The following is a 23,895-nucleotide window of genomic DNA, read 5'->3' on the forward strand; positions in this document are numbered from 1 at the left end:
AATCTTAGAAATTTAAAAAACACCCTTCTAAAACAGAAAGGTGTTTTGTTGTTAAAATGTTTAAAATCTGTACGAGAAGTTTGCAGAAACAGCTCTCATATTTCTTGGATGAATGGTTGACCATCCGTCATACGTGTCAACATTTGCAATGTTGTCAAGTTTTAACGTCAGAGTATATTTTTCTGTTCCGTAGAATACAGATGAATTCATGACTGTATAAGATGGAAGTGTAAACTGACCTACTATAGTTCTGTTCATGATTAAGTTTTTATCTGCATAATTTCCTCCAAAACCTAATCCGAACCCTTGTAAGTCGCCTTCCGGGAATTTGTAGCTTGCCCAAAGATTAGCCGTATTTCTTGGTCCTGAGCTTTCTGGTCTGTGACCAACGAAATCCGGATCTCCAGCATTTAAGACAGCATCTACGTAGCTATAACCTGCAACTATATTTAATCCTGCAACCGGATTTGCTATAAATTCTGCTTCAAAGCCTTTGTTTCTCTGCGCACCGTCCTGAAAAGCTGTCTGAGTTGTTGCTCCGTAAATTACATATACCTGATCTTTTACCTGAATGTCATAGTAGCTGAATGTAGCATACAATTTATCTCTAAAGATGTTTAATTTTGTTCCAATTTCGAATTGGTTAGCATGCTCAGGTCTGAAAGTTCTAGGGCGGGAAGTTCCGTCTGCTAAAATCTCTGTAACAGGAGCTGAATTAGCAAAACCATCCATATAATTAGCAAATAAGGATACTTTATCTATAATTGGCTGGTATACAATACCGAATTTTGGAGAAAAAGCAGTTTGATTAAAATCATCCGCTTTTGTTGCCACATTTCCCGCAGTAATAAAACGATCCACACGTAAACTTGCCATTGCAGATAATGCAGGTGTAAAATTGATTACATCAGAAAGATAAGCACTATAAACTTCTTGCTTTGTTCTGTTCATGCTAATCCCGGCATTTGCGATAAGCGCATCAGTTCCTGCTTTGCTTAAATTTCCGTTATCGCCGTTTGTAATGTAATCATCCGGATCGGTAATTCCATATAAATATTCATTCACAGTAGCTAAATCCAGATTACCAATATAAATATTACCATTGCTTACATAGTTGGAGCTGTTATCAATCACACCTCTGTTAAAGTAATCCAAACCAACAACAATTCTATTTCTCATGTTGCCAATTTTGAAATCTCCAATAAAGTTTTGTTGAATATCTGTTGTCAGAGTAGTTGAATTTTGGTAATTCATAGAACGTCCTAAGACAATTCCTTCACTTATTTGAGTGGGAGCAAATCTTGTACCTTCATATAAATAACTATAATATCCGTCAGATTTTGATGAACCTCTTGAAACAACAGTTTGAGAAGTCCATTGATCATTAAATTTATAATTCATTTGTCCCTGAAGATTGTAAGAAGGAGTTTCTATTGCAAGCTCATTACTGGTGTAAGATCTTTTGTTATCATAACCTAATTCGTCCATATTATGAACTCTTAACGGAGCACCTCTGTCTAGAAATAGCATAGAGGCATTGGTCTGTTTATTGTTCATGAATTCTGTATTAACAAAAAACGAAAGTTTTTCGTTAACCTCGTAAGATAATGACGGCGCAAAAAAGAATGATTTTTTGAATCCTGCATCCTGAAAACTGTTTTCAGTGTGGTATGCTGTATTTACACGGAAGTTGATTTTGTGTTCTTCATCAACAGGTGTATTAACATCAGCAGTAACTCTGTTTAAACCGTTACTTCCGGCAGTGTAGCTAACTTCGCCGCCAAAGTGATCGTATGGTCTTTTTGTAGTTAAATTAATTAAACCTCCGTAAGATATTAAGCTGCTTCCAAATAAAGTTCCTGACGGTCCTTTAATTACTTCGATTTTATCAATATTTGCAGGATCTAATCCTCCATTGGATAATCCTGGTAAACCGTTGATCATAGTTGGCTGTACAGCAAATCCTCTTAAAGAGAAATATCCAGCACCATCGCCTCCACGTCCTGTAGAAGCCCAAAGTGGAGATAATCCAGGTACATTTTTAAGTGCATCATCAATATTGGTAACTACCTGTTCTTTTAAAAGTTCAGATGTAATGGTTGTATAAACTTGTGGGTTTTCAAGATTTTTAAGAGGTAATCTTGATACCTGTTGTGTTTCTTTACGTGCTAACGGGTTTTTTTTACCATTTCCGTTAATTACAATCTCGTCTAATTGTTCTGAATTTGAAGTAATAGTGAAATCCTCTATAATTTCGTCACCTCCGTTAAGTGTGACACTTTTTTCTTTTGCAGAAAATCCAACAGCAGAAACTCGTATTACATAACTTCCCGGTTTTACGTTTTTAATTTCGTAGTAACCCTGATCGTCTGTGTTAGTTCCGATTTTTGTTCCTTTTAAAACGATAGATACATTATCGGCGCCCTGATTATTAGATAAATTGATTTGACCTTTAATCGTTGCTTTTTCCTGTGCCCACATTGTTACTGTTGTCAATAAGAAAAAACAAAAGCTCAAAACAGAAATTGTAGATTTGAATTTCATTTTTATTTAGAATTGATTTTAATAGTGCAAATGTAAGTTGAGAATGTTTATTAAGCAAACTTTATTTTTATTTATTCCAAATTAAATAACTTAATTTTTGTTTAAAATTGTCTTATTAAGAATTGCCCTAAAAAAAGAAAACCCTGCTTTTTTAAAGCAGGGTTTTGATATAAATAAAATGTTTAGAATTATAACTCTAAAGCACGTTTAGCATCGCCATTCATTAATAATTCCACCGGATTTTCTAAAGCTTCTTTAACAGCCACTAAGAAACCAACAGACTCACGTCCGTCAATAATTCTGTGATCATAAGAAAGCGCTACGTACATCATTGGGTGAATTTCAACTTTTCCGTTTACGGCAATTGGACGCTCAATAATATTGTGCATTCCTAAAATTCCTGATTGTGGAGGGTTGATAATTGGAGTACTTAACATACTACCAAAAACACCACCATTAGTAATTGTAAAAGTTCCTCCAGTCATATCGTCAACGGTAATCTGACCATCACGTGCTCTTAAAGCCAATCTTTTAATTTCAGCTTCAATTCCACGGAAAGTTAATAATTCAGCATTACGAACAACAGGAACCATTAATCCTTTTGGTCCGGAAACTGCGATAGAGATATCAGCAAAATCGTAAGCGATTTTGTAATCACCGTCCATCATAGAGTTAACATCCGGATATAATTGTAAAGCTCTTGTAACTGCTTTTGTAAAGAAAGACATGAAACCTAAACCAAGACCGCCATGTTTTGCTTTAAAAGCATCTTTATATTCATTACGAATCTGGTTGATTGGCGTCATGTTTACTTCGTTAAAAGTAGTAAGCATGGCTGTTTCATTTTTAGCCGAAACTAATCTTTCTGCTACTTTTCGACGTAACATTGACAATTTTGTACGTTCAGTTCCACGGCTTCCACCAGTTGGAGTTCCCATAGAAGGTACTGCATTTACAGCATCGTCTTTAGTGATTCTTCCGCCTTTTCCAGTTCCTGAAACTGTTGCCGGAGCAATATTTTTTTCGTCTAATATTTTTCTTGCTGCAGGAGATGGAGTTCCAGCTGCGTAACTTGTAGCTGCCGGAGCTGCTTGTGGTGCTTCTGCTTTAGGAGCTTCTGCCTTTGGCGCCTCCGCTTTTGGTGCTTCTGCTTTCGGTGCTTCTTCTGCTTTTGCTTCTTCTGCTTTTGCTGCCGGAGCATCACCTGCAGGTTTTGCTGCATCAGTATCGATTAAACAAACTACAGCACCAACTGCTACTGTATCTCCTTCTTCAGCTTTTAATGTAATTACTCCGCTCATTTCAGCAGGTAATTCAAGAGTAGCTTTATCTGAATCTACTTCAGCAATAGCCTGATCTTTCTCTACATAATCTCCGTCTTTTACTAACCAAGTTGCAATTTCAACTTCTTTTATTGACTCCCCTGGTGATGGGACTTTCATTTCTAAAATCATCTTTGTTTTTGTTTAAGGTTTTTATGGTCTCAGATTTCGGGCTTGTAAACCTGAAACCTGAAACTTGAAACATTCTTTTTATCTGAATAAATTTTTATCGAATACCATTCTAATTGCATCGGCATGACGGCGTTTTGCACGCGTATAACTTCCGGATGCCGGTGCTGCGTAAGCTTTTAACGAAGCTAATCTCCATTTTACAAGATCAAAGTTCATTAACATAAAGCTGTAAGCTCCCATGTTTTTAGGTTCTTCCTGTGCCCATACATAATCGTCAGCATTTGGATATTGTGCGATGATTTCTTTAATCTGTTCAACAGGGAAAGGGAATAATTGCTCGATACGAACAACTGCAACGTCATTTCTTCCGTTATTTTCTCTTTCTGCAACAATATCATAATAGAATTTACCAGTTACAAAAACCAAAGTTTTTACTCCTTTTTTATCTACTGTATTGTCATCTATTGTTTCCTGGAAACTACCGTTTGCTAATTCTTCTATTGTAGAAACGCATCTTGGATCACGTAATAAACTTTTTGGAGAGAAAACTATCAAAGGTTTACGGAAGTTCGTTTTCATTTGTCTTCTCAACAAGTGGAAGAAGTTGGCTGGAGTGGTACAGTCTGCCACATACATATTTTGTCTTGCGCAAAGTTGTAAGTAACGTTCCATTCTTGCAGAAGAGTGTTCTGCTCCCTGACCTTCATATCCGTGAGGCAATAAAAGAACAATACCGTTTTGGTTGTTCCATTTGTCTTCTCCACAAGAAATATACTGGTCAATCATAATTTGGGCACCGTTAGAGAAATCTCCAAACTGTGCTTCCCAGATAGTTAAGGCATTCGGATTTGCCAATGCATATCCGTAATCAAAACCAAGAACTCCGTATTCTGATAAAAGAGAATTGAAAACGCCGAATTTTCCTTTTTTGTTTTCTATTGCATCTAATAAAATTACTTCTTCTTCAGAATCTTCTACTTTTACTACCGCGTGACGGTGAGAGAAAGTTCCTCTCTCCACATCCTGACCAGAAATACGGATATCAAATCCTTCTGTTAATAAAGAACCGTAAGCTAAAGCTTCTGCGGTTCCCCAGTCAATAGTATTGTTATCATATCCGGCTTTTCTGTCGGTAACAATTTTAGTGATTTTATTGATAAACTTTTTATCAGAAGGTAAAGTAGAAATTGTACTGATAATAGAATCTAAACCTTCCTTATGAAATTTAGTATCTACTTTTTGAAGCATTTGGGTATCTGTTACCTGAACAAATCCGTCCCATTCGTTTTTCATGAATGGAGTAATGATAGTCAGATCTTTTTTACGGGAAGCTTCTAAGTTTTCTTCTAATGCGGTTTTGTATTGTTTTTCTAAAGCATTTACATAAGATGCATCTATTACGCCGTTAGAAAGTAATTTCTCTGCGTAAATGTCTCTTGGGTTTTTATGTTTAGCAATGATTTTGTATAAAACCGGCTGTGTAAAACGAGGTTCATCACCTTCGTTGTGGCCGTATTTTCTATATCCTAATAAGTCAATAAATACGTCACGTCCAAATTGCATTCTATAGTCTAATGCAAAAGATACAGCGTGTACTACAGCTTCTGCATCATCAGCATTTACGTGCAATACCGGCGAAAGCGTCACTTTTGCAACGTCTGTACAATAAGTAGACGAACGGGCATCTAAATAATTGGTTGTAAATCCAACCTGATTGTTGATTACAATATGGATAGTTCCTCCGGTTTTGTAACCGTCAAGCTGCGCCATCTGAATAATTTCGTAAAGAATACCTTGTCCTGCAATTGCAGCATCACCGTGAACAGCGATTGGTAAAACTTTAGAGAAATCGTCTGCGTAATATTTATCTTGTTTTGCTCTTGTAATACCTTCAATAACAGCTCCAACAGTTTCTAAGTGAGAAGGGTTTGGAGCTAAATTGATATTGATGCTTTTTCCGGTTCTTGTTTTTTTATCAGCCGTAAGACCTAAATGGTATTTTACGTCACCATCAAAATATTCCTGATCGTAATCTTTACCGTCAAACTCGCCAAAAATATCCTGAGTAGATTTTCCGAAGATGTTCGCCAAAACGTTCAGACGGCCACGGTGAGCCATTCCCATTACGAATTGTTCAACACCTTTTTCTGCAGCCTGCTCAATTAAAGCATCCAAAGCCGGGATAATAGATTCTCCGCCTTCTAATGAGAAACGTTTTTGTCCCACATATTTAGTATGAAGGAAATTCTCAAAAGAAACAGCTTCGTTTAATTTATTTAAGATCGTTTTCTTTTCTTCTGTAGAAAAATTAGGCTGATTGTTATCAACAGCTAATTTGTCCTGAATCCATTTTACAACGCCCGGATTCCTAATGTACATATACTCAATACCGATGTGCTGGCAATAAATTGCTTTTAGGCGATTTACAATTGCTTCTAATGAAGAAGGCGCCATTCCGATAGTTTGTGCCGCATCAAAAACAGTTGAAAGATCAGCTGCTGATAATCCGAAGTTTTCAATATCCAAAGTTGGAGATGAAGTTCTACGGTCACGAACAGGATTTGTTTTCGTGAATAAATGTCCGCGCGTACGGTATCCGTCAATTAATTTAAGAACGTTGAATTCTTTTTTTAGTTTTTCTGAAACCTGACTGTAATCTGTGTTGTCGCTAGTCACGTACTCCACGATTGTTTGCACCGGATTTTCGTCGTTATAAGTCGTTTGTCCAAAGTCAAAACCTTGAAAGAAACTTCTCCAGCTAGGCTCGACACTGTCTGGGTTTACTAAATATTGATCGTATAATTGTGCAAAAAACTCGGTATGCGCTGCGTTTAAAAATGAAAACCTATCCATAATATGAGTGAATATACTTTTTGTTATATAGAAAGGCAAAAGTACAACAATCACATTTATTTAAATCTTTTTTTTACGTACTTTTACGTAAAAATTTGTTAAAATAAACGTTAACTATGAATAAAATTCAATTTTCAATCGATTGCAAATATTATTTTGTGATTTTGGCAGTCTTATTCTCAAGTTACACAATTGCACAGCAAAGCTATGTAATTGATAATAACAATAATTTTTGGGATAAAGTTCAGTTTGGAGGTGGATTAGGTCTCGGATTTGGTTCCGGATATACGGATATCTCTGTGATGCCCAGTGCTATTTACAACGTAAACGAAATTGTCGCTGTTGGTGTCGGACTTCAATTCGGCTATCTGAATTCGAAAAACTATTACGAATCTTTCGTTTACGGAGGAAGTGTTCTTACTTTCGTTAATCCCATTCCTGAAATTCAGTTGTCAGCAGAATTAGAACAAGTTCGTGTTAACACAGATTACGATGCTAATTTTAACAGGCCTGCTTATTCTGATAATTTTTGGAATACTGCCTTATATCTGGGAGCAGGTTACAGGACAGGAAATGTAACAATTGGGGCCCGGTACGATGTTTTGTATGATCCAAACAGAAGTCTGTATGGTTCTGGATTTATGCCTTTTGTGAGGGTTTATTTTTAAAAAGGTACAAAGTTACAGAGTAACAAAGGGACAGAGATTTGCTTTGCGCCTTTGGACCTATGCTCCTTTGAACCTTTATCTGTAAAAATTCCTAAACCAAACCTTCTGCCATTCCCTTTTTAAAATCAAAAAAGCAACTTGCTCTGCCAGAATTACCAAATCAGATCCATCCAGACTTTTTATTTCATTTTCGGGAACATCAATTATGTAAAGAAGATTGAGGTATTCAGCAAATTTATATTGGATCATCCGGTAGATTTTTTCGTGAAGCTGAATTTTTAATTCGTCTGGCGAAATGCTTAACGGAAAATCAATTCCTTCATTGGCAAGATTAAAATCTTTATTAATTTGTTCAATCAGACTCAAATATAACTTCTCCGCCTGAGCTTGCTCTAGTAAAGATTCTGTATTTATTGGCGCTACAAACATAATTTTCAATTACAATATCAATTTCAAAAATCAATGTCAAATTTAAATGTAAAAATCAATTAGAATTGGAAATTGAATTTTGTCATTTTATTGACATTGCAATTGTTTTTAAACTTTTCTTCCCATTAAGTTTTCGCCAAAAGTTCTCAGAACCGCTTTTTTTTCAGCGTTAATTTCCATTTTTTCTAAGGTTTCAAAAGCTTTTAGTGTATACATTTCAATAGCATCTTGTGTTGCTTTTGAAGCGCCCGATTCGTTAAAAATGGTTTTTGCCGTTTCAATTTTTTCTGAATTATCTTCTGATGAAATCGTAAACAATTGTTGTAATTGCGAGGCTTTTTCGCTTGACGAAAATTCTAAAGCTTTTAGATATAAATAGGTTTTTTTGTTTTCGATAATGTCGCCGCCAACTTGTTTTCCAAAAGTTTTTGGATCACCAAAAGCATCCAGATAATCGTCCTGAAGCTGGAATGCCAGCCCTAAATTTAAACCGAAATCGTAAATTAAGTCAGCTTCTTTTTCTGAAGTTTCGGCTACAATAGCACCCATTTTCATGGCTGCGGCAACCAAAACAGCTGTTTTATATTCGATCATTTTTAAATATTGTGGAATCGTAACATCGTTACGGGTCTCAAAATCAACATCCCATTGCTGTCCTTCGCAAACTTCAAGAGCGGTCTTACTAAAAAGTCTGGCCAGATTTCTGAATATAACAGGCTCATATTTTTCGAAATACTGATAAGCCAGAATCAGCATTGCATCTCCCGATAAAATCCCGGTATTCAAATCCCATTTTTCATGCACAGTAACTTGTCCTCTTCGCAAAGGCGCGTCGTCCATAATGTCGTCATGTACCAAAGAGAAATTATGAAAAACCTCTACAGCCATTGCAGCCGGAAGTGCTTTAGAATAATCGGTATCAAAAACTTCGGCAGCCATTAAAGTTAAAATGGGGCGAATACGTTTTCCTCCAAGACCTAAAATATATTCGATTGGCTCATAGAGATTTGCAGGTTCTTTGTGTATGTTTTGACCCTGCAGGTAATTAATGAAAAAATTCTGGTACTGACTGATATCGTGCATAAATGAAATCTGATTTACGAGCCTCAAAGATACAATTCAAAATGAATTATTGAGGGGATAAAGGTTAAAAGCTTTTTTGCGTTATAAAAATCGGCTGTAACCGGCCTCATTTATAATATGTTAAAATTTTTCAAAAAAACGTGGAAACTTTTTTGGTATTCTGAGTTTCCTGTCTATATTTGCAATCGTAAAACGGAAACTCAGAACACTCTAAAAGTTTCCGCTTAAGTTGAAATGATTTATAATTCAGCTAAATCAGGTAATTATGAAAACAAAATGGACCTTAGATTCTAGTCAGTCAGATGTTTTATTGAAGATGAGACGATCAAGAACTTCTTATTTAGGAGGAACTGCAAACAAATTTGATGGCTATGTAAACATTCAGGATAATGAGATCGAAGATGCTTCGGTAGAATTCTCATTGGATCTTAATAATAAAAACGAAAGTTTCCAGTCGATAGATGCTTATTTGCAGCTTCAGGACTTTTTTGAAGAAGATGAGCATCCGATTGTTCGGTTCAAATCGACTTCATTTCAAAAAGTAAATCAAAACATCAATTTTTTCAAAGGTAACCTGACTATTAAAGATGTTACCAGAGTTGTAGAATTGGATGCAGAGTTTCTTGGAGAAAACAATTATAACGGACAAAAAAAATTAGCTTTTGAGATTAAAGGGAATATCAAACGTGAAGATTTCGGTTTAGATTTCAACTCTTTTAACCATTCTTCGGGTGCTGCATTAGGAAAAGATATTAAAATTATAGCAAATTTAGAATTTAGTATATAAATCTTACTAAATAAATAAATTAATGTAAAATTATTACAAATAAATAGGAAACTATTTTTTAAATTTTAGTTTCCAAGCTATATTTGTGATGCAATTTGAGAATTTAAAATGAAAGAGAAAATCATATCAAAAGCAAGCGAGTTGTTTTTAAAGCTTGGTTTTAAGAGTGTTACCATGGATGATATTGCGGGAGAAATGTGTATTTCAAAAAAAACGATTTACAAATACTTTTGCAATAAAGAGGTATTGATTGAAGAAAGTACGTCAATGGTGCATCAACAGGTTCATGAAATTATGGACAGCATTGTGGCCAAGAATTACAATGCGATTCATGAAAATTTTGAGATCAGGGAAATGTTTCGTGATATGTTTAAGAATAATATTGATACTTCTCCTCTTTACCAGTTAAAAAAACATTACCCGGAAATTTATCAAAATATTCTTTCTCATGAAATTGATCAGTGTACACAATGTTTTAGAGATAATATTGAAAAAGGAATTCGTGAAGGTCTTTACAGAAGCGATTTAAATGTAGAGACTTATGTAAGATTTTATTATACACTTATTTTTCATATTAATGAAAATACGGTTTCAGAAAGTGAAGCTCAGAGAATAGAGCTGGAGGCTTTAGAATATCACACCCGCGCTATGGCGACAGAAAAGGGAGTTACAGAATTAGAAAAACAGCTTAAAAGAATTACTTATTAATCAGCAATCAAAATAAATCATCATACTTCTGTGGGAGTTGTAAAGGAGAATGATGTAACTATCTCAAAATTTTAAAATAAATATTTAACTACTTATGAAAAGAATCCTTCTTATAGTTTTGTGCACACTGGGCCTGTCGGCCAATGCACAAACGACTTTAACCTTGAAAGACGCGGTTACTTATGCGCTTCAAAATAAAGCTGATGCGAAAAAGGCTCAGTTGGAGGTTGAAAAAAGCGAATATAAAATTCAGGAAGTACGCTCCAGAGCTTTACCTCAAATTTCCGCAAACGGAAACCTAACTTATAATCCAATTATTCAGACTACAGTTATTGATGGTGCGGGATTTGGTCAGCCGGGAACTACGATTCAGGCTGCTTTTGGTCAAAAATGGACTTCTACAGCTGGTGTTTCCTTAACTCAGGCCATTTTTGATCAGGCTGTTTTTACAGGATTAAAAGCGGCAAAATCAACGCGCGAATTCTATCAGATCAATAGTCAATTGACAGACGAGCAGGTTATTGAAAGAGTGGCAAATAACTATTATTCTGTTTATGTACAGCAGGAAAGATTGGTTTTGTTAGACAGTAACTATGTAAATACGACAAAAGTCCGTGACATTGTACAAGGGCAATTTGACAATGGTCTGGCTAAAAAAATCGACTTAGACCGTATTATAGTGAAAATGTCAAATATTGACACAGAGCGTCAGCAGATTAAAAATCAAATTACTTTGCAGGAAAATGCACTGAAGTTTTATATGGGAATGCCAATCGAAACTCAAATTGTATTGCCAAAAGAAGAATTTGAAGTGGTTCCGGCAGAATTAACTGAAGAACCTAATATTGAAAACAGAACAGAATATCTGCTTTTAAAGAAACAGGAAGAATTACTTGTTTTTAATAAAAAAGCAATTCAGGCAGAATATTATCCAACGCTTTCATTGTCTGCTAGTTATAACTATATCGGGCAGGGACCGGAATTTCCGTGGTTTGCAAAACCATCTTCAGGTGTTTACTGGTCAGATTATTCTGGAATTGGATTAAACTTAAGAGTGCCAATTTTTACAGGTTTTGGAACACGCTCCAGAGTAAGACAAGCCGATGTTGAGATCAGATCTTTGCAGGAAGATATTAAAGACACTAAACTTTCTCTTGATTTAGATTATAGAAATGCAATGGCTCAAATTGAAAATAATTTAGTGACAATTCAGAATCAAAAAGAAAATATGAGACTGGCTAAGGAAATTTTAGTCAATACAAAAAACAATTATCTTCAGGGATTAGCGTCTTTAACCGATTTACTGGATTCTGAAAATGCATCTCTTGAAGCTCAAAATAACTATACAAGAGCAGTTTTAAATTATAAAATTGCCGAAATATCTCTAATTAAATCAAAAGGCGAACTAAAATCTCTTATTAAATAACTAATTACAATGAAGAAAACTATTATAACAATCGTAATCATAATCGCAGCGCTGGGTGTGATTGGATATGTCTTAAATAATAATAAGAAAGAAAATAAAGCAAAAACAGATATTGTAGCGGAGAAAAATGCAGCTGTTTCTGTAAAAGTTTCTGAAGTAAAAACAGAAGAAGTTTCACTGGATTTCGTTGCTAACGGAAACTTTCAGCCAATTCAGGAATTGACATTCTCTGCAGAAAAATCAGGTAAAGTAATCAGCGTTTTAGTAAAAGAAGGTGACTATGTAAGAGTGGGACAGACTTTATTGACAGTGAGAGGTGATGTAATTAATGTAAGTGCACAACAAGCACAGGCAGCTTACCAAAATGCAAAATCTGATTACGGAAGATATGAAAACGCTTTTAAAACAGGTGGTGTAACTAAACAACAATTAGATCAGGCTAAACTGGCTTTGACAAATGCTGAATCTAACCTGAAACAAGCTAACATCAATGTTGGAGATACTAAGGTAAAAGCGCCAATCAATGGTTTTATCAATAAAAAATATATTGAACCAGGTTCTATTTTAGCAGGAATGCCGGCTACTGCATTATTTGATATTGTAAATGTTTCTAAATTAAAACTGACTGTTACAGTAAATGAAACTCAGGTAGCAAGCTTAAAAAAAGGGAACACTGTTAACGTAACAGCGAGTGTTTATCCTGATAAAAATTTCTCGGGAAAAATTACTTTCATCGCTTCAAAAGCAGATGAGTCTTTAAACTTCCCGGTTGAAATCGAAATTACAAACAATGTTAACAATGACCTTAAGGCGGGTATGTACGGAACGGCAAATTTCTCTTCAAACCAACAAAAACAAAACCTGATGGTTGTACCAAGAAATGCTTTCGTAGGAAGTGTAAGCAGTAACGAAATATTTGTAGCCGAAAACGGAATTGCAAAACTAAGAAAAGTAACTGCAGGTAGAATTCTAGGGGATAAAGTGGAAGTTATTAAAGGATTATCTGATGGTGAAAAAGTAATCATTACAGGTCAGATTAACTTACAGGACGGAAATTCAATAGAAATTATTAAATAATTTAAAGCGATGAGCTGTAGAGCATGAGCATGAAGCTTATGCCCACAGCCTGGAGCCTAAAGCAACAAATATGAAATTAGCCGAAATATCCATAAAACGTCCGTCGTTGGTAATTGTATTGTTTACAATTCTGACTCTTGGTGGATTGTTCAGTTACAGCCAGTTAGGCTATGAGCTGATCCCTAAATTTGAACAAAACGTTATTACAATTTCTACCATTTATCCTGGAGCTTCTCCAAGTGAGGTAGAAAATACAGTTACAAAGAAAATTGAAGATGCGATTGCGTCTCTTGAAAATGTCAAGAAAATTGATTCAAAGTCGTACGAAAGTTTATCTATCGTTTCGATTACCTTAACATCAAACGCAAAAGTCGATTTCTCTCTAAATGATGCCCAGCGTAAAATTAATGCCATCATTAGCGATTTGCCAGATGATGCCGAAACGCCTTCGCTGACCAAATTCTCGCTGAGTGATTTACCAATTATGACGCTTGGTGCCAACGGAAAAATGGACGAAGCAGAATTTTATGACTTAATTGATAAAAAAATTGCACCTATTTTATCCCGTGTACAAGGTGTGGCGCAGGTAAATATTATTGGTGGCTCTGAACGTGAAATTCAGGTAAACCTTGATGCTGTAAAAATGCAGGGTTACGGATTATCTGTTCCTCAGGTGCAGCAAAATATCTTAACATCCAACTTAGATTTCCCTACAGGAAACATTCAGACCAGAAATCAGAAAATATTAATTCGTTTAGCGGGTAAATATAAAAGTGTTGATGAATTAAGAAATTTGGTTGTTTCTTCTCAAAACGGGATTCAGATTCGTTTGGGCGAAATTGCCGATGTTCAGGATACTCAGAAAATTGCCGAGAAAATTTCTCGTGTAGATCAAAAAAGTGCAATCGTTTTACAAATCGTAAAACAATCTGATGCCAACGCGGTTGCGGTAAGTGAGCAATTATTAAAAACTATTAAAGTTCTTGAAAACGATTATAAATCAAACCAGTTAAAACTGGAAGTTGCAAAAGACAGTACGGTATTTACACTGGAAGCAGCAGATTCTGTTGTACACGATTTATTGATCGCGGTTGTACTGGTTGCTTTTGTAATGTTGTTCTTTCTTCACAGTATTAGAAACTCATTGATTGTAATGGTATCTATTCCTGCATCGTTGATTGCAACTTTCATCGGAATTTATTTAATGGGATACACACTAAACTTAATGAGTTTATTAGGATTATCTCTTGTTGTAGGTATTCTGGTCGATGATGCGATTGTGGTACTGGAGAATATTTACCGACACATGGAGATGGGTAAAAGCCGTATTCGTGCATCTTATGACGGAACTGCCGAAATTGGGGGAACGGTAACGTCTATTACATTGGTAATTGTAGTTGTATTTTTACCAATTGCAATGAGTTCAGGACTGGTTTCTAATATTATTACGCAATTCTGTGTTACGGTAATTATCTCAACATTATTATCACTTTTAGCTTCATTTACTATTATTCCATGGTTATCATCCCGTTTTGGAAAATTAGAGCATATTGAAGGGAAAAACTTATTCGGAAGAATTATTCTTGGATTTGAAAGTTACTTAACTCGTTTTACAAACTGGGTTTCTGATCTATTGACCTGGTGTCTGGATCATTATATTAAAACAATTGTAGTAGTTGTTGTATTGTTCTTAGTTTCAACTGTCGGATTAATGGGCGGTGGCTTTATTGGTGGAGAGTTCTTTGCATCATCTGATAGTGGGGAGTTTCTGGTTCAGATCGAAATGCCGAAAGATGCTTCGTTAGAACAAACGAACTTTATGACGCAGAAAGCAGAAGCTTATTTAAAACAACAAGAATACGTACACAGTCAGATTACAACTGTAGGACAAACCAGTGAAGGTTTTGGAGCATCTCAGGCAACTGCTTATAAAGCAGAGATCGATGTAAAAATGATTGAGCAAAAAGATCGTACTGATGATGCGAATGTTTACGCTGCAAAAATCAAACGTAAATTAGAAAAAGTTTTAGTTGGTGCAAAAGTAAAAACGGTTCCTGTTGGTATCTTAGGTACTGCCGAAGATGCAACATTAGGATTAATCGTAACAGGTCCTTCAACAGAGGCGGCAATGGCTTTTGCTAAACAGGCTGAGGCTGCGTTACGAACTATTCCCGGAACAACAGAGATTAAATTAACCGTTGAAGACGGAAACCCTGAAATCAATGTAAAAGTAGACCGTGATAAAATGGCTGCTTTAGGTTTGTCACTTCAAACAGTGGGTTCAACAATGCAAACCGCTTTTAGTGGTAACACAGACGGTAAATACCGTGCAGGAGAATATGAATATGATATCAACATCAGATACAATGCATTCGACAGAAAGAGTATTACTGACGTAAGTAATTTGATTTTCGTAAATGCTGCCGGACAACAAATTAAATTGTCTCAGTTTGCAGATATTACAGAAGGTTCAGGACCTAGCCAGTTAGAACGTAGAGATAAATCTGCTTCTGTAACCGTAAAAGGACAGAATGTTGGGGTTCCTTCCGGAACAATTGTGCAGCAATGGCAGGTTAAGTTGGATAAGCTTAAAAAACCTGCTGGTGTAAACTACATCTGGGGTGGTGACCAGGAGAACCAGTCTGAGGGATTTGGTACTTTAGGAATCGCTTTATTAGCTGCTATTATTTTAGTTTACCTTGTAATGGTGAGTTTGTATGACAGTTTCGCGCATCCATTTGTGGTATTGTTTGCAATTCCGCTTTCGTTTATCGGTGCGATGTTAGCCTTAGCATTAACAAACAACTCATTAAACATTTTTACCATTTTGGGTATCATCATGTTGATTGGTCTGGTGTGTAAGAATGCCATCATGCTTGTCGATTATACCAACCAGAGAAGAGCTGCCGGAGAATCAATCAGAACGGCTTTGATTCAGGCAAATCACGCACGTTTACGTCCGATTTTGATGACGACAATTGCGATGGTATTTGGTATGTTCCCAATCGCATTGGCATCCGGAGCAGGAGCAGAGTGGAAAAACGGTTTGGCGTGGGTAATTATCGGAGGATTAATTTCTTCTTTATTCCTGACGTTGATTGTAGTTCCTGTTATTTATAATATTATGGAGAAACTGATTCAGAAATTCTCTAAAGGAGAAAAAATCGACTACGAAGCTGAAATGGTTGCCGATTATGAGCACACAGAATTAAGCGAAGACGGTTTTAATCCAAAACATACCCATTAATTTTTGATTTAATTTTAGAATGAAAAAATCCCAGATTCCGAAAGGAGTTTGGGATTTTTTAGTTTTATGAAACAGTTAATAATCCTATTTCAGATACAAATAATGATTAAAATAATCAATTATTGCTTTTCCTTCCATCAATATATCAGCACCAATAATGCCATGAACAGGTTTCGCCTTAAAAGATTCCAACGCTTCATTTACATGCGAAAGATCAAAAATAACAAGGCTGAAATCTTTGTCTTTCCACTTTCCTAATTCCAGTTTGTTTTCAGAAGAAACCTGGGTTTTCATTCCCGTTGCGCCGGCTCCGGAAGCTTTGGTTTTAGAATTTTTCGCAGTCAGTTTAAAACGCTCAATACTTTCAAAACCAACACAGGTATTAGATGCGCCGGTATCTAAAATAAAAGTTCCGCTCACGCCATTAATTTTGGCTTTTATCTGAAGGTGTTGGGTTCTGGTAATTTTAAACTTTATTTTTTTGTATTTCTCTAATTTGAGAATTTCGTGAAGATTTTCCATTTATGTAATGATTGAATATCAAAAATAAACCAATTACAACCAAAAAGCTAATGATATACAAGATATAATTTAGAGTTTATCAGGTGTCTGAAAATCTTTTAATACATAATAGCGCCGCAGAAATAAACTACATCGGGCAATTTTTTATTGTATTAGGTGCTATTAAAATCATGGCATTTTAGAAACGAATAAAATCGCTGCTGATAGTAGCATTGGTAAATGTCTGGCTTTTCATTTCTTTAATTTTTTAGAGGTTTTTAAAAGACTTTTCTTTAATTATATATGATCTATTGCAATATTGTTATCTATAGTTGTAAAATTTTTGAGATTCTTTTTTTAAATTAGCTGTTAAAATCTTTTCTATGGATCAAAATAAAATTCATCCTGACCAAAAATATATTGATGGTCTTGCCGCAAATGATTCGGTAGTTATCGAAATGATATACAAGAAGTTTGCGCCAAAAGTGTGTACTTTTATTACCAATAATTCGGGTGATAAGGAGCATGCACAGGATGTGATTCGGGAAATTCTCATTTTACTCTTTAATCAGGCCAAAGCCAATCGACTTCAGTTAACCTGTCCCTTCGATGCTTACTTTTTCTTATTGTGTAAAAGTCGTTGGCTCAACGAACTGCAAAATTCGGTCAATAAAGAAGTGACAGTTTATGAGAATGTGGTCTCCATTAATGAATCTGCACATGAATTGATTGCGCAAACAGAAGAATTTGAGGAGAAACAGAAAAATTTTGACTCAATGTTTGAAAAACTTGACGAGAAATGTCAGGAAGTTTTAAAACATAGTTTTTCTCTTAAATCTGTAGAAGAAGCAGCCCTAAAATTAAACATCGCTCCCGGCTATGTTAGTAAAGAGAAGTCGTTGTGCGTGGGACAATTAACGCAGTGGATTGAAGAAGCGAAAAATTTTAACTCTTTTAAAAATTAATCATGCACGAAGAACGCTATATCTTATTTGACCGATACCTCCAAGGCGAGCTAACGGTTGAGGAACAGAATAATTTTGAAAAGCAATTGTCTGATAATGTTGGGCTTTCTTCGGAATTTGAAACGTTCAAAGAAATGCATTTTCAACTGGAAAATAAATTTGGACAGCAGCAGGAAAGAGAAATTTTTATGGCAAAACTGGATCAGATTTCAGATAAATATTTCAAAAAAGAGAAAACCAAAGTCGCTTCTTTCAGACCTTGGTATTTTGTGGCTGCAGCTTCTGTAATTATTTTATGCGGATTGTTTTTCTTTGATGACAATAATAATCCTTCATTTGACGATTACAATCATCCGGAAAGCGCCTATTTTACCGAAAGAGGTGTCTCTGAAGAAACTTTAAAAAAGGCTGAGGAAACATTCAACGGAAAAAGATATGAACAGGCAGTGCCTCTTTTCGAATCGATTTTAAAAGAAAATAATTCCCCGGAAATTAAATATTTCTATGGCGTTTCGCTATTACAAATTGACAAGTACGTAAAAGCGGAAGAAATTTTTAAGGAGTTAGAACAAGGGAATTCTATTTATAAGGAAAAAGCAAAATGGAATATGGCCTTATCAAAATTAAAGCGAGGCGATTATGAAGCTTCTAAAGCTATACTGCAAACTATTTCGCAGGATTATGAAGATTATGATGAAGTAGAAAAATTGCTTGAGGAACTGAATTAAATTTTTCACAAAATGAAATGTTACGAACCTTTGCCGAAGTTGCACACTTTGTCAAAGGTTCTTTTATTTTAATAAAAGAAAGAATCTGATTCGATTGCAAAAATGGAGATAGAAAACATAAAAACTCTTATATCAGCGCTTTCGCGAAAGAGAATCAGTTTTCTTAGATTTTAACAAACTGAAAAAAAAATTGCATGATTGTGGAAACCCGTAAAGATTCTTACAAATTAATCTCTAATTTCGGCTCGGGTTACAATTGCAAGTCTTCCCAAAGCTACATTAATCTAACCAAACCGGCATGCAAAAAATTATCTTATTGTTACTGATTATCTTTTCGCAAATTCTCTTTGGTCAGAACAAAATTACCGAAACCGAAAAACTTGCAACAAGTTGTAATTCCGATCGCATAGAAAAACTAAAAATTGGTATAATTCCTGATATAGAAGTAAAACCAACTATAAAAGGAATTCAGGAAGGACGAGATGAAATTCTGGAACGCGCATTAAAATTCATAGAGATGGGGGTCTAAATTTTAGTTGCCGTTTCAGGTTTCATTTCGGTTGATTAGACCTTTGTTAAAGTGCAGAACTTTAATAAAGGTCTTTTCGTTTTTAACTTCCATATTTTTTCATTCGTTAGACAAAAGATCTCCCACAATAACTCTGTATAATTTTGGCTTCCTGAGCGAAGTCGAAAGATTTCGTGTTGTAATTTTATCTCAAGCTTCTCGCATTAAGAGATCAAAACTCCAAAAAAGTCCGTTGCTATCAGTGTTTTTACGAAGTGAATCCGTCTCATCCGCGTACCAATTATCTGGAATTGCTATTCTTTTAATATTGTCGTAATTTTGACCACTTTAAAAATTAAGACTTTGAAACCTACTATAGCAATCACCGATACCCATACCCATTTATACTCTGAAGAATTCGATCAGGATCGTAACGAAATGATTCAGCGTGCCATTGATGCCGGAATTACACGCTTTTTTATTCCTGCAATCGATGCCGCCGCTACACAATCGATGTATGAATTAGAACAAAATTATCCGGACAATGTTTTCCTTATGATGGGTTTGCATCCCACTTACGTGAAAGACAATTATCTAGACGAATTAGAACATGTTGAAACCGAGCTGGCAAAACGAAAATTTTACGCTGTGGGCGAGATTGGAATCGATTTGTACTGGGATAAAACCCATTTAAAAGAGCAGCAAATCGCTTTCAGGAAGCAAATTCAATTGGCAAAACAATACAAATTGCCTATTGTAATTCACTGTCGTGAAGCCTTTGATGAAATTTTCGAAATCTTAGAAGAAGAAAAATCTGAAGATTTATTTGGGATTTTTCATTGTTTTTCCGGAACTTTAATACAAGCACAGCAGGCTATTTCTTATAAAATGAAATTAGGAATAGGCGGCGTTGTAACGTTTAAGAACGGAAAAATAGATCAGTTTCTCAATCAAATCGATTTAAAACACATCGTTTTGGAAACCGATTCGCCTTATCTGGCGCCCATTCCGTATCGTGGAAAACGAAATGAAAGCAGTTATCTGGTCAATGTGATTGCAAAACTGGCCGACATTTATAAAGTTTCTGAAGAAGAAATAGCAGCAATTACAACGCAAAATTCTAAAGACGTTTTTGGGATTTAACCTGTACCTTACAAAACTTTAATTTTTTTTTTGTTCTTTTGCCCACTTAAACCCAAATTAATAATGCAGAGATTTGATGCCATTCGACCGTTTTATGATTCCGAAATAAATGAAGCACTTCATGATGTGGTAAATCATCCGATGATGAAAACCATGATGAACTTTACTTTTCCGGAAGTAGAAGATGAGGTCTGGAAGGAACAACTGAAGAAAACGCATTCTATTCGCGATTTTCAATGCAACTTTATTTATAACACGATTCAAAAAGTTCTGGAAAAAAGTTCTGAAGGTTTAACAACTTCAGGTTTTGAAAAACTCGAACCTAATACTTCCTACTTATTTATCTCCAATCACAGGGATATTCTTTTAGATACTACATTATTAAATGTTTGTTTGTTTGAACATGGATTGGTAATGACGGCTTCGGCAATTGGAGATAATTTAGTAAAGAAAGCTTTTCTGGCAACTTTAGCAAAATTAAACCGAAACTTTTTGGTTTTAAGAGGATTAACACCTCGCGAAATGCTGCAAAGTTCTAAATTGCTTTCTGAATATATGGGACAATTACTGCTGCGCGAAAATCGTTCGGTTTGGATTGCCCAGCGTGAGGGAAGAACAAAAGACGGAAACGACGAAACCAATCCCGGAGTTTTGAAAATGATCGGAATGGGTTCTGATGAAGAAAATCTAATGGATTATTTTAAGAAATTAAAAATCGTCCCGGTTTCTATTTCTTACGAATATGATCCGACAGATGTTTTAAAAATGCCTCAATTAATGGCAGAAGCCAATAATGAAGTATACGTAAAAGATAAAAACGAAGATTTCATGACCATTCTAAGTGGAATCATGGGAACTAAAAAAAGAATACACATTTCTGTTGGCGATGTTCTGGATACTGAAATCGATCAGATTGTAGCTGAAAATGACAACGGAAACAAACAAATTCAGGCTTTGGCACAAACAATTGACGATGTTATTCTGAAAAACTACCAATTGTGGCCGACAAATTTTATTGCTTACGATATTTTAAACGAAACCAACAGATTCGCAGATAAATATAAAGAAAGTGAGAAATCACTTTTTGAACGTCGTTTAGAAATGAGAATCGGAAGCGATAATCCGGTTACCAGACAAGGATTTTTGTCCATGTATGCCAATCCGGTGGTTAATAAATTAAAATACCAGGATGTCATCTAAAGCTAAAATATTGCTGATTTATACCGGAGGAACCATCGGTATGAGCAAAGATTTTGAAACTGGAGCTCTAAAAGCCTTCAATTTTGGCAAATTAATTCAGAAGATTCCTGAAATCAAACAATTGGATTGCGAAATTGAATCTGTTTCATTCGAACATCCTATTGATTCTTCTAATATGAATCCCGAAATGTGGACCAAAATTGCCACTATTATCGAAGACAGTTATCATTCTTTTGACGGTTTTGTTGTTTTGCACGGTTCAGATACGATGTCTTATTCAGCTTCAGCATTGAGTTTTATGCTCGAAAATTTATCAAAACCGGTTGTGTTTACGGGTTCGCAGTTGCCAATTGGAGATTTGCGTACCGATGCCAAAGAAAACCTGATTACAGCAATTCAGATTGCTTCGTTACAGGAAAATAGTAAACCTGTAATTACAGAAGTTTGTTTGTATTTTGAATATAAATTATACCGCGGAAACCGTACTTCAAAAGTTAACGCAGAACATTTTAGAGCTTTTACAGCACCCAACTATCCTGAATTGGTAGAATCTGGCGTACATTTAAAGCTAAATCAACATTTATTCCTGCCTGTAAATAAAGACGCTAAACTGATTGTTCACAAGAATTTAAACAATCACGTTGCTATTATAAAAATGTTTCCCGGAATGAGCGAAATTGTTCTGGCTTCAATCCTGGCGACTTCGGGTCTGCGCGGAATCGTTCTGGAAACCTACGGCTCCGGAAATGCGCCAACCGAAGATTGGTTTTTAAACTTAATCGAAAAAGCCATCAAATCGGGAATGCATATTGTAAATGTAACACAATGCTCGGGCGGAAGTGTTAATATGGGACAATACGAAACCAGTACGGCTCTAAAATCTTTAGGCGTTATTTCCGGAAAAGATATTACGACAGAAGCTGCAATTACCAAATTAATGTATTTACTGGGTCACAATATTCCGCAAAATGAATTTAAAGGTGTTTTTGAAACGGCTTTACGCGGAGAAATCTCTTAATTTTTTTTGAACCATATAAGTGATATAAGTTCATTTAAAAAGAATGGACGATGTATCACTTTGTCAAAGTTTAAAACTTTGACAAAGTTCTGCGTATTGTTTTGTCATTTCGAGGAACGAGAAATCTCCGCAAGTAGCTCCGCAACGAGAATCCAATCTTTGTAGAGTTTCTCGCGGAGATTTCTCGTTCCTCGAAATGACAAACTGTTTGAAAACAACCAGCTTAATTAAATGAACTTATATCACTTATATGGTTCAAAAGTCTCCCTTAAGTTTGGAATTTCTATACTCAACAGGACATGTTTCCAATTCTTCTGTAGCTTTATGTTTTTTATAATAGACATAAACTAAAACAGAAAGAATACATATAACGCCCTGAATGGCAACTGTTGCGCGTACTCCGAGTGAGTGTGAAACGTAACCAATAATCAAACTTCCCACGGGAATCATTCCCTGATAAGCCATCATATAATAACTGATACTTCTGGAACGCATATATACCGGACTATGTGTCTGAATGTAAATATTGATAGAGGAAGTTTGTCCCATCATTCCAATTCCGCTTAAAGTCATACAGATTAATGCAATTGTCATACTGCTTGAAACGGCCAGAATTATAATGCTGAAGCCTAAAAGTAAACTGGCAGCAATCATTAATTTATTCATGTTTTCTGATGATTTTAAGTTGGCAAGATATACTGCAGAAAGAACAGAACCAATTCCGGCGGCGCTTTCGAACCAGCTAAAAGTTTCTGCGTTTCCACTGAAGATATCTTTAGCAAAAACAGGCATTAGTGTATTGAAAGAAATCACAAATAAACTGCTGCAGGTAAGCATCAAAAGCATTTTTGCCATTTCGGCTTCTTTTTTTACATAATCCAGCCCTTCTATTAAATCGTCGAGCATATTGAGTTTGTTTTCTGCTTTAATATGTGGCGTGATTTTCATCAGGAGTAAAGAAATCAAAACCGGGACATAACTTATGAAGTTTCCAATAAAACAAATATCTTCACCGTATTCGTGCAGAATAATTCCCGCAACGGCAGGACCGGCTATTCTGGCAAAATTATTCATTGTAGAATTTAGTGCCACTGCATTTGCAAGATCTTCTTTGCTGTCTACAATATCTATCATCATGGTCTGACGGCAGGTCATATCAAAAGCGTTGATGATTCCCTGAATTAGGCTCAGTGCCAGAATAAAATTGATATTATAAATTTTTAGATAAATCAATAAAGCTAAAGTTCCCGCCTGTAGCATTGCCAAAGATTGCAGCACCAGCATGGCACGATGTCTGTCATAACGACCAATAATGCTTCCCGCTAAAGGTGCAAGAAACAGGGACGGAATCATACTTAAAAAAGTTGCCAGTCCTAATAAAAATACCGATCCCGTTATGCTGTAAACCATCCAGCTAACAGCTGTTTTCTGCATCCAGGTTCCGATAACAGATACAGACTGACCGTAGAAAAAGAGTTTGAAGTTTTTAGATTTTAAGGCTTTGAACATGATCTTAATTATTTATTACAAAGGTCGGGATTATGATAACATTAGAA

Annotated in this window: 19 protein-coding genes; 12 read left to right on the top strand and 7 right to left on the bottom strand. The window is 35.5% G+C overall.

Annotation, left to right across the window (positions count from 1 at the left end; genetic code table 11):
• Nucleotides 1-60 precede the first annotated feature (60 nt).
• From ABEB31_RS04030 to ABEB31_RS04040, 3 genes are all read right to left on the bottom strand, one after another.
• The gene (locus tag ABEB31_RS04030) at nt 61-2,544 is read right to left on the bottom strand and encodes a TonB-dependent siderophore receptor (RefSeq protein WP_347050059.1); all 2,484 of its coding nucleotides are present in this window, start codon (nt 2,542-2,544) and stop codon (nt 61-63) included.
• A 188-nt stretch (nt 2,545-2,732) separates the two neighbouring features.
• Nucleotides 2,733-3,998, bottom strand: coding sequence for a 2-oxoglutarate dehydrogenase complex dihydrolipoyllysine-residue succinyltransferase (gene odhB / locus ABEB31_RS04035; RefSeq protein WP_347050060.1), 1,266 nt, complete (start codon nt 3,996-3,998; stop codon nt 2,733-2,735).
• Nucleotides 3,999-4,076: 78 nt separating this feature from the next.
• Nucleotides 4,077-6,851: a 2-oxoglutarate dehydrogenase E1 component gene (locus ABEB31_RS04040; protein ID WP_347050061.1), complete on the bottom strand. Its 2,775-nt coding sequence runs from the start codon at nt 6,849-6,851 to the stop codon at nt 4,077-4,079.
• Between the two features lie 116 nt (nt 6,852-6,967).
• Between ABEB31_RS04040 and ABEB31_RS04045 the strand changes: the two genes are divergently transcribed.
• The gene (locus ABEB31_RS04045) at nt 6,968-7,519 is read left to right on the top strand and encodes a hypothetical protein (RefSeq protein WP_347050062.1); all 552 of its coding nucleotides are present in this window, start codon (nt 6,968-6,970) and stop codon (nt 7,517-7,519) included.
• Between the two features lie 75 nt (nt 7,520-7,594).
• On the opposite strand, the gene ABEB31_RS04050 is transcribed toward ABEB31_RS04045, so the two are convergent.
• Complete coding sequence (locus ABEB31_RS04050) at nt 7,595-7,948, bottom strand: hypothetical protein (RefSeq protein WP_347050063.1); 354 nt, start codon at nt 7,946-7,948, stop codon at nt 7,595-7,597.
• A gap of 108 nt (nt 7,949-8,056) precedes the next feature.
• Nucleotides 8,057-9,031 carry a polyprenyl synthetase family protein gene (locus ABEB31_RS04055; protein ID WP_347050064.1) on the bottom strand — a complete coding sequence of 325 codons (975 nt, stop codon included), beginning with the start codon at nt 9,029-9,031 and terminating at the stop codon, nt 8,057-8,059.
• 265 nt (nt 9,032-9,296) lie between these two features.
• Between ABEB31_RS04055 and ABEB31_RS04060 the strand changes: the two genes are divergently transcribed.
• From ABEB31_RS04060 to ABEB31_RS04080, 5 genes are all read left to right on the top strand, one after another.
• Nucleotides 9,297-9,818, top strand: a complete 522-nt coding sequence (locus ABEB31_RS04060; RefSeq protein WP_347050065.1) for a YceI family protein — start codon at nt 9,297-9,299, stop codon at nt 9,816-9,818.
• A 108-nt stretch (nt 9,819-9,926) separates the two neighbouring features.
• Nucleotides 9,927-10,526, top strand: coding sequence for a TetR/AcrR family transcriptional regulator (locus ABEB31_RS04065; RefSeq protein WP_347050066.1), 600 nt, complete (start codon nt 9,927-9,929; stop codon nt 10,524-10,526).
• Nucleotides 10,527-10,620: 94 nt separating this feature from the next.
• Entirely contained in the window at nt 10,621-11,952 is a 1,332-nt protein-coding gene (locus ABEB31_RS04070; protein WP_347050067.1) for a TolC family protein, read from the top strand.
• Nucleotides 11,953-11,961: 9 nt separating this feature from the next.
• A complete protein-coding gene (locus ABEB31_RS04075) occupies nt 11,962-13,029 on the top strand; it encodes an efflux RND transporter periplasmic adaptor subunit (RefSeq protein WP_347050068.1) in 1,068 nt (355 codons plus the stop codon).
• A gap of 70 nt (nt 13,030-13,099) precedes the next feature.
• The gene (locus tag ABEB31_RS04080; protein WP_347050069.1) at nt 13,100-16,276 is read left to right on the top strand and encodes an efflux RND transporter permease subunit; all 3,177 of its coding nucleotides are present in this window, start codon (nt 13,100-13,102) and stop codon (nt 16,274-16,276) included.
• An 84-nt stretch (nt 16,277-16,360) separates the two neighbouring features.
• Here ABEB31_RS04080 and ABEB31_RS04085 read toward each other — a convergent pair whose 3' ends face one another.
• Nucleotides 16,361-16,798 (bottom strand): retropepsin-like aspartic protease, encoded by a 438-nt coding sequence (locus ABEB31_RS04085; protein WP_347050070.1) that lies wholly within the window; start codon nt 16,796-16,798, stop codon nt 16,361-16,363.
• A gap of 362 nt (nt 16,799-17,160) precedes the next feature.
• Between ABEB31_RS04085 and ABEB31_RS04090 the strand changes: the two genes are divergently transcribed.
• The 6 genes from ABEB31_RS04090 to ABEB31_RS04115 all read left to right on the top strand — a co-directional run bounded on the left by ABEB31_RS04090 (nt 17,161) and on the right by ABEB31_RS04115 (nt 22,339).
• Nucleotides 17,161-17,742, top strand: coding sequence for an RNA polymerase sigma factor (locus tag ABEB31_RS04090; protein WP_347050071.1), 582 nt, complete (start codon nt 17,161-17,163; stop codon nt 17,740-17,742).
• Nucleotides 17,743-17,744: 2 nt separating this feature from the next.
• Nucleotides 17,745-18,470 carry a tetratricopeptide repeat protein gene (locus ABEB31_RS04095; RefSeq protein WP_347050072.1) on the top strand — a complete coding sequence of 242 codons (726 nt, stop codon included), beginning with the start codon at nt 17,745-17,747 and terminating at the stop codon, nt 18,468-18,470.
• Nucleotides 18,471-18,768: 298 nt separating this feature from the next.
• Nucleotides 18,769-18,999: a hypothetical protein gene (locus tag ABEB31_RS04100; RefSeq protein WP_347050073.1), complete on the top strand. Its 231-nt coding sequence runs from the start codon at nt 18,769-18,771 to the stop codon at nt 18,997-18,999.
• Between the two features lie 354 nt (nt 19,000-19,353).
• Nucleotides 19,354-20,121 (top strand): TatD family hydrolase, encoded by a 768-nt coding sequence (locus ABEB31_RS04105; RefSeq protein ID WP_347050761.1) that lies wholly within the window; start codon nt 19,354-19,356, stop codon nt 20,119-20,121.
• Nucleotides 20,122-20,184: 63 nt separating this feature from the next.
• On the top strand, nt 20,185-21,321 hold the full coding sequence (locus ABEB31_RS04110) for a 1-acyl-sn-glycerol-3-phosphate acyltransferase (protein WP_347050074.1): 1,137 nt from the start codon (nt 20,185-20,187) through the stop codon (nt 21,319-21,321).
• Nucleotides 21,311-22,339, top strand: a complete 1,029-nt coding sequence (locus tag ABEB31_RS04115; RefSeq protein WP_347050075.1) for an asparaginase — start codon at nt 21,311-21,313, stop codon at nt 22,337-22,339. Before ABEB31_RS04110 ends, ABEB31_RS04115 begins: the two co-directional genes overlap by 11 nt.
• Before the next feature lie 255 nt (nt 22,340-22,594).
• On the opposite strand, the gene ABEB31_RS04120 is transcribed toward ABEB31_RS04115, so the two are convergent.
• Entirely contained in the window at nt 22,595-23,848 is a 1,254-nt protein-coding gene (locus ABEB31_RS04120; protein WP_347050076.1) for an MFS transporter, read from the bottom strand.
• Between the last annotated feature and the right edge of the window lie 47 nt (nt 23,849-23,895).

Source organism: Flavobacterium olei (assembly GCF_039749035.1).
Lineage (GTDB): Bacteria > Bacteroidota > Bacteroidia > Flavobacteriales > Flavobacteriaceae > Flavobacterium > Flavobacterium olei.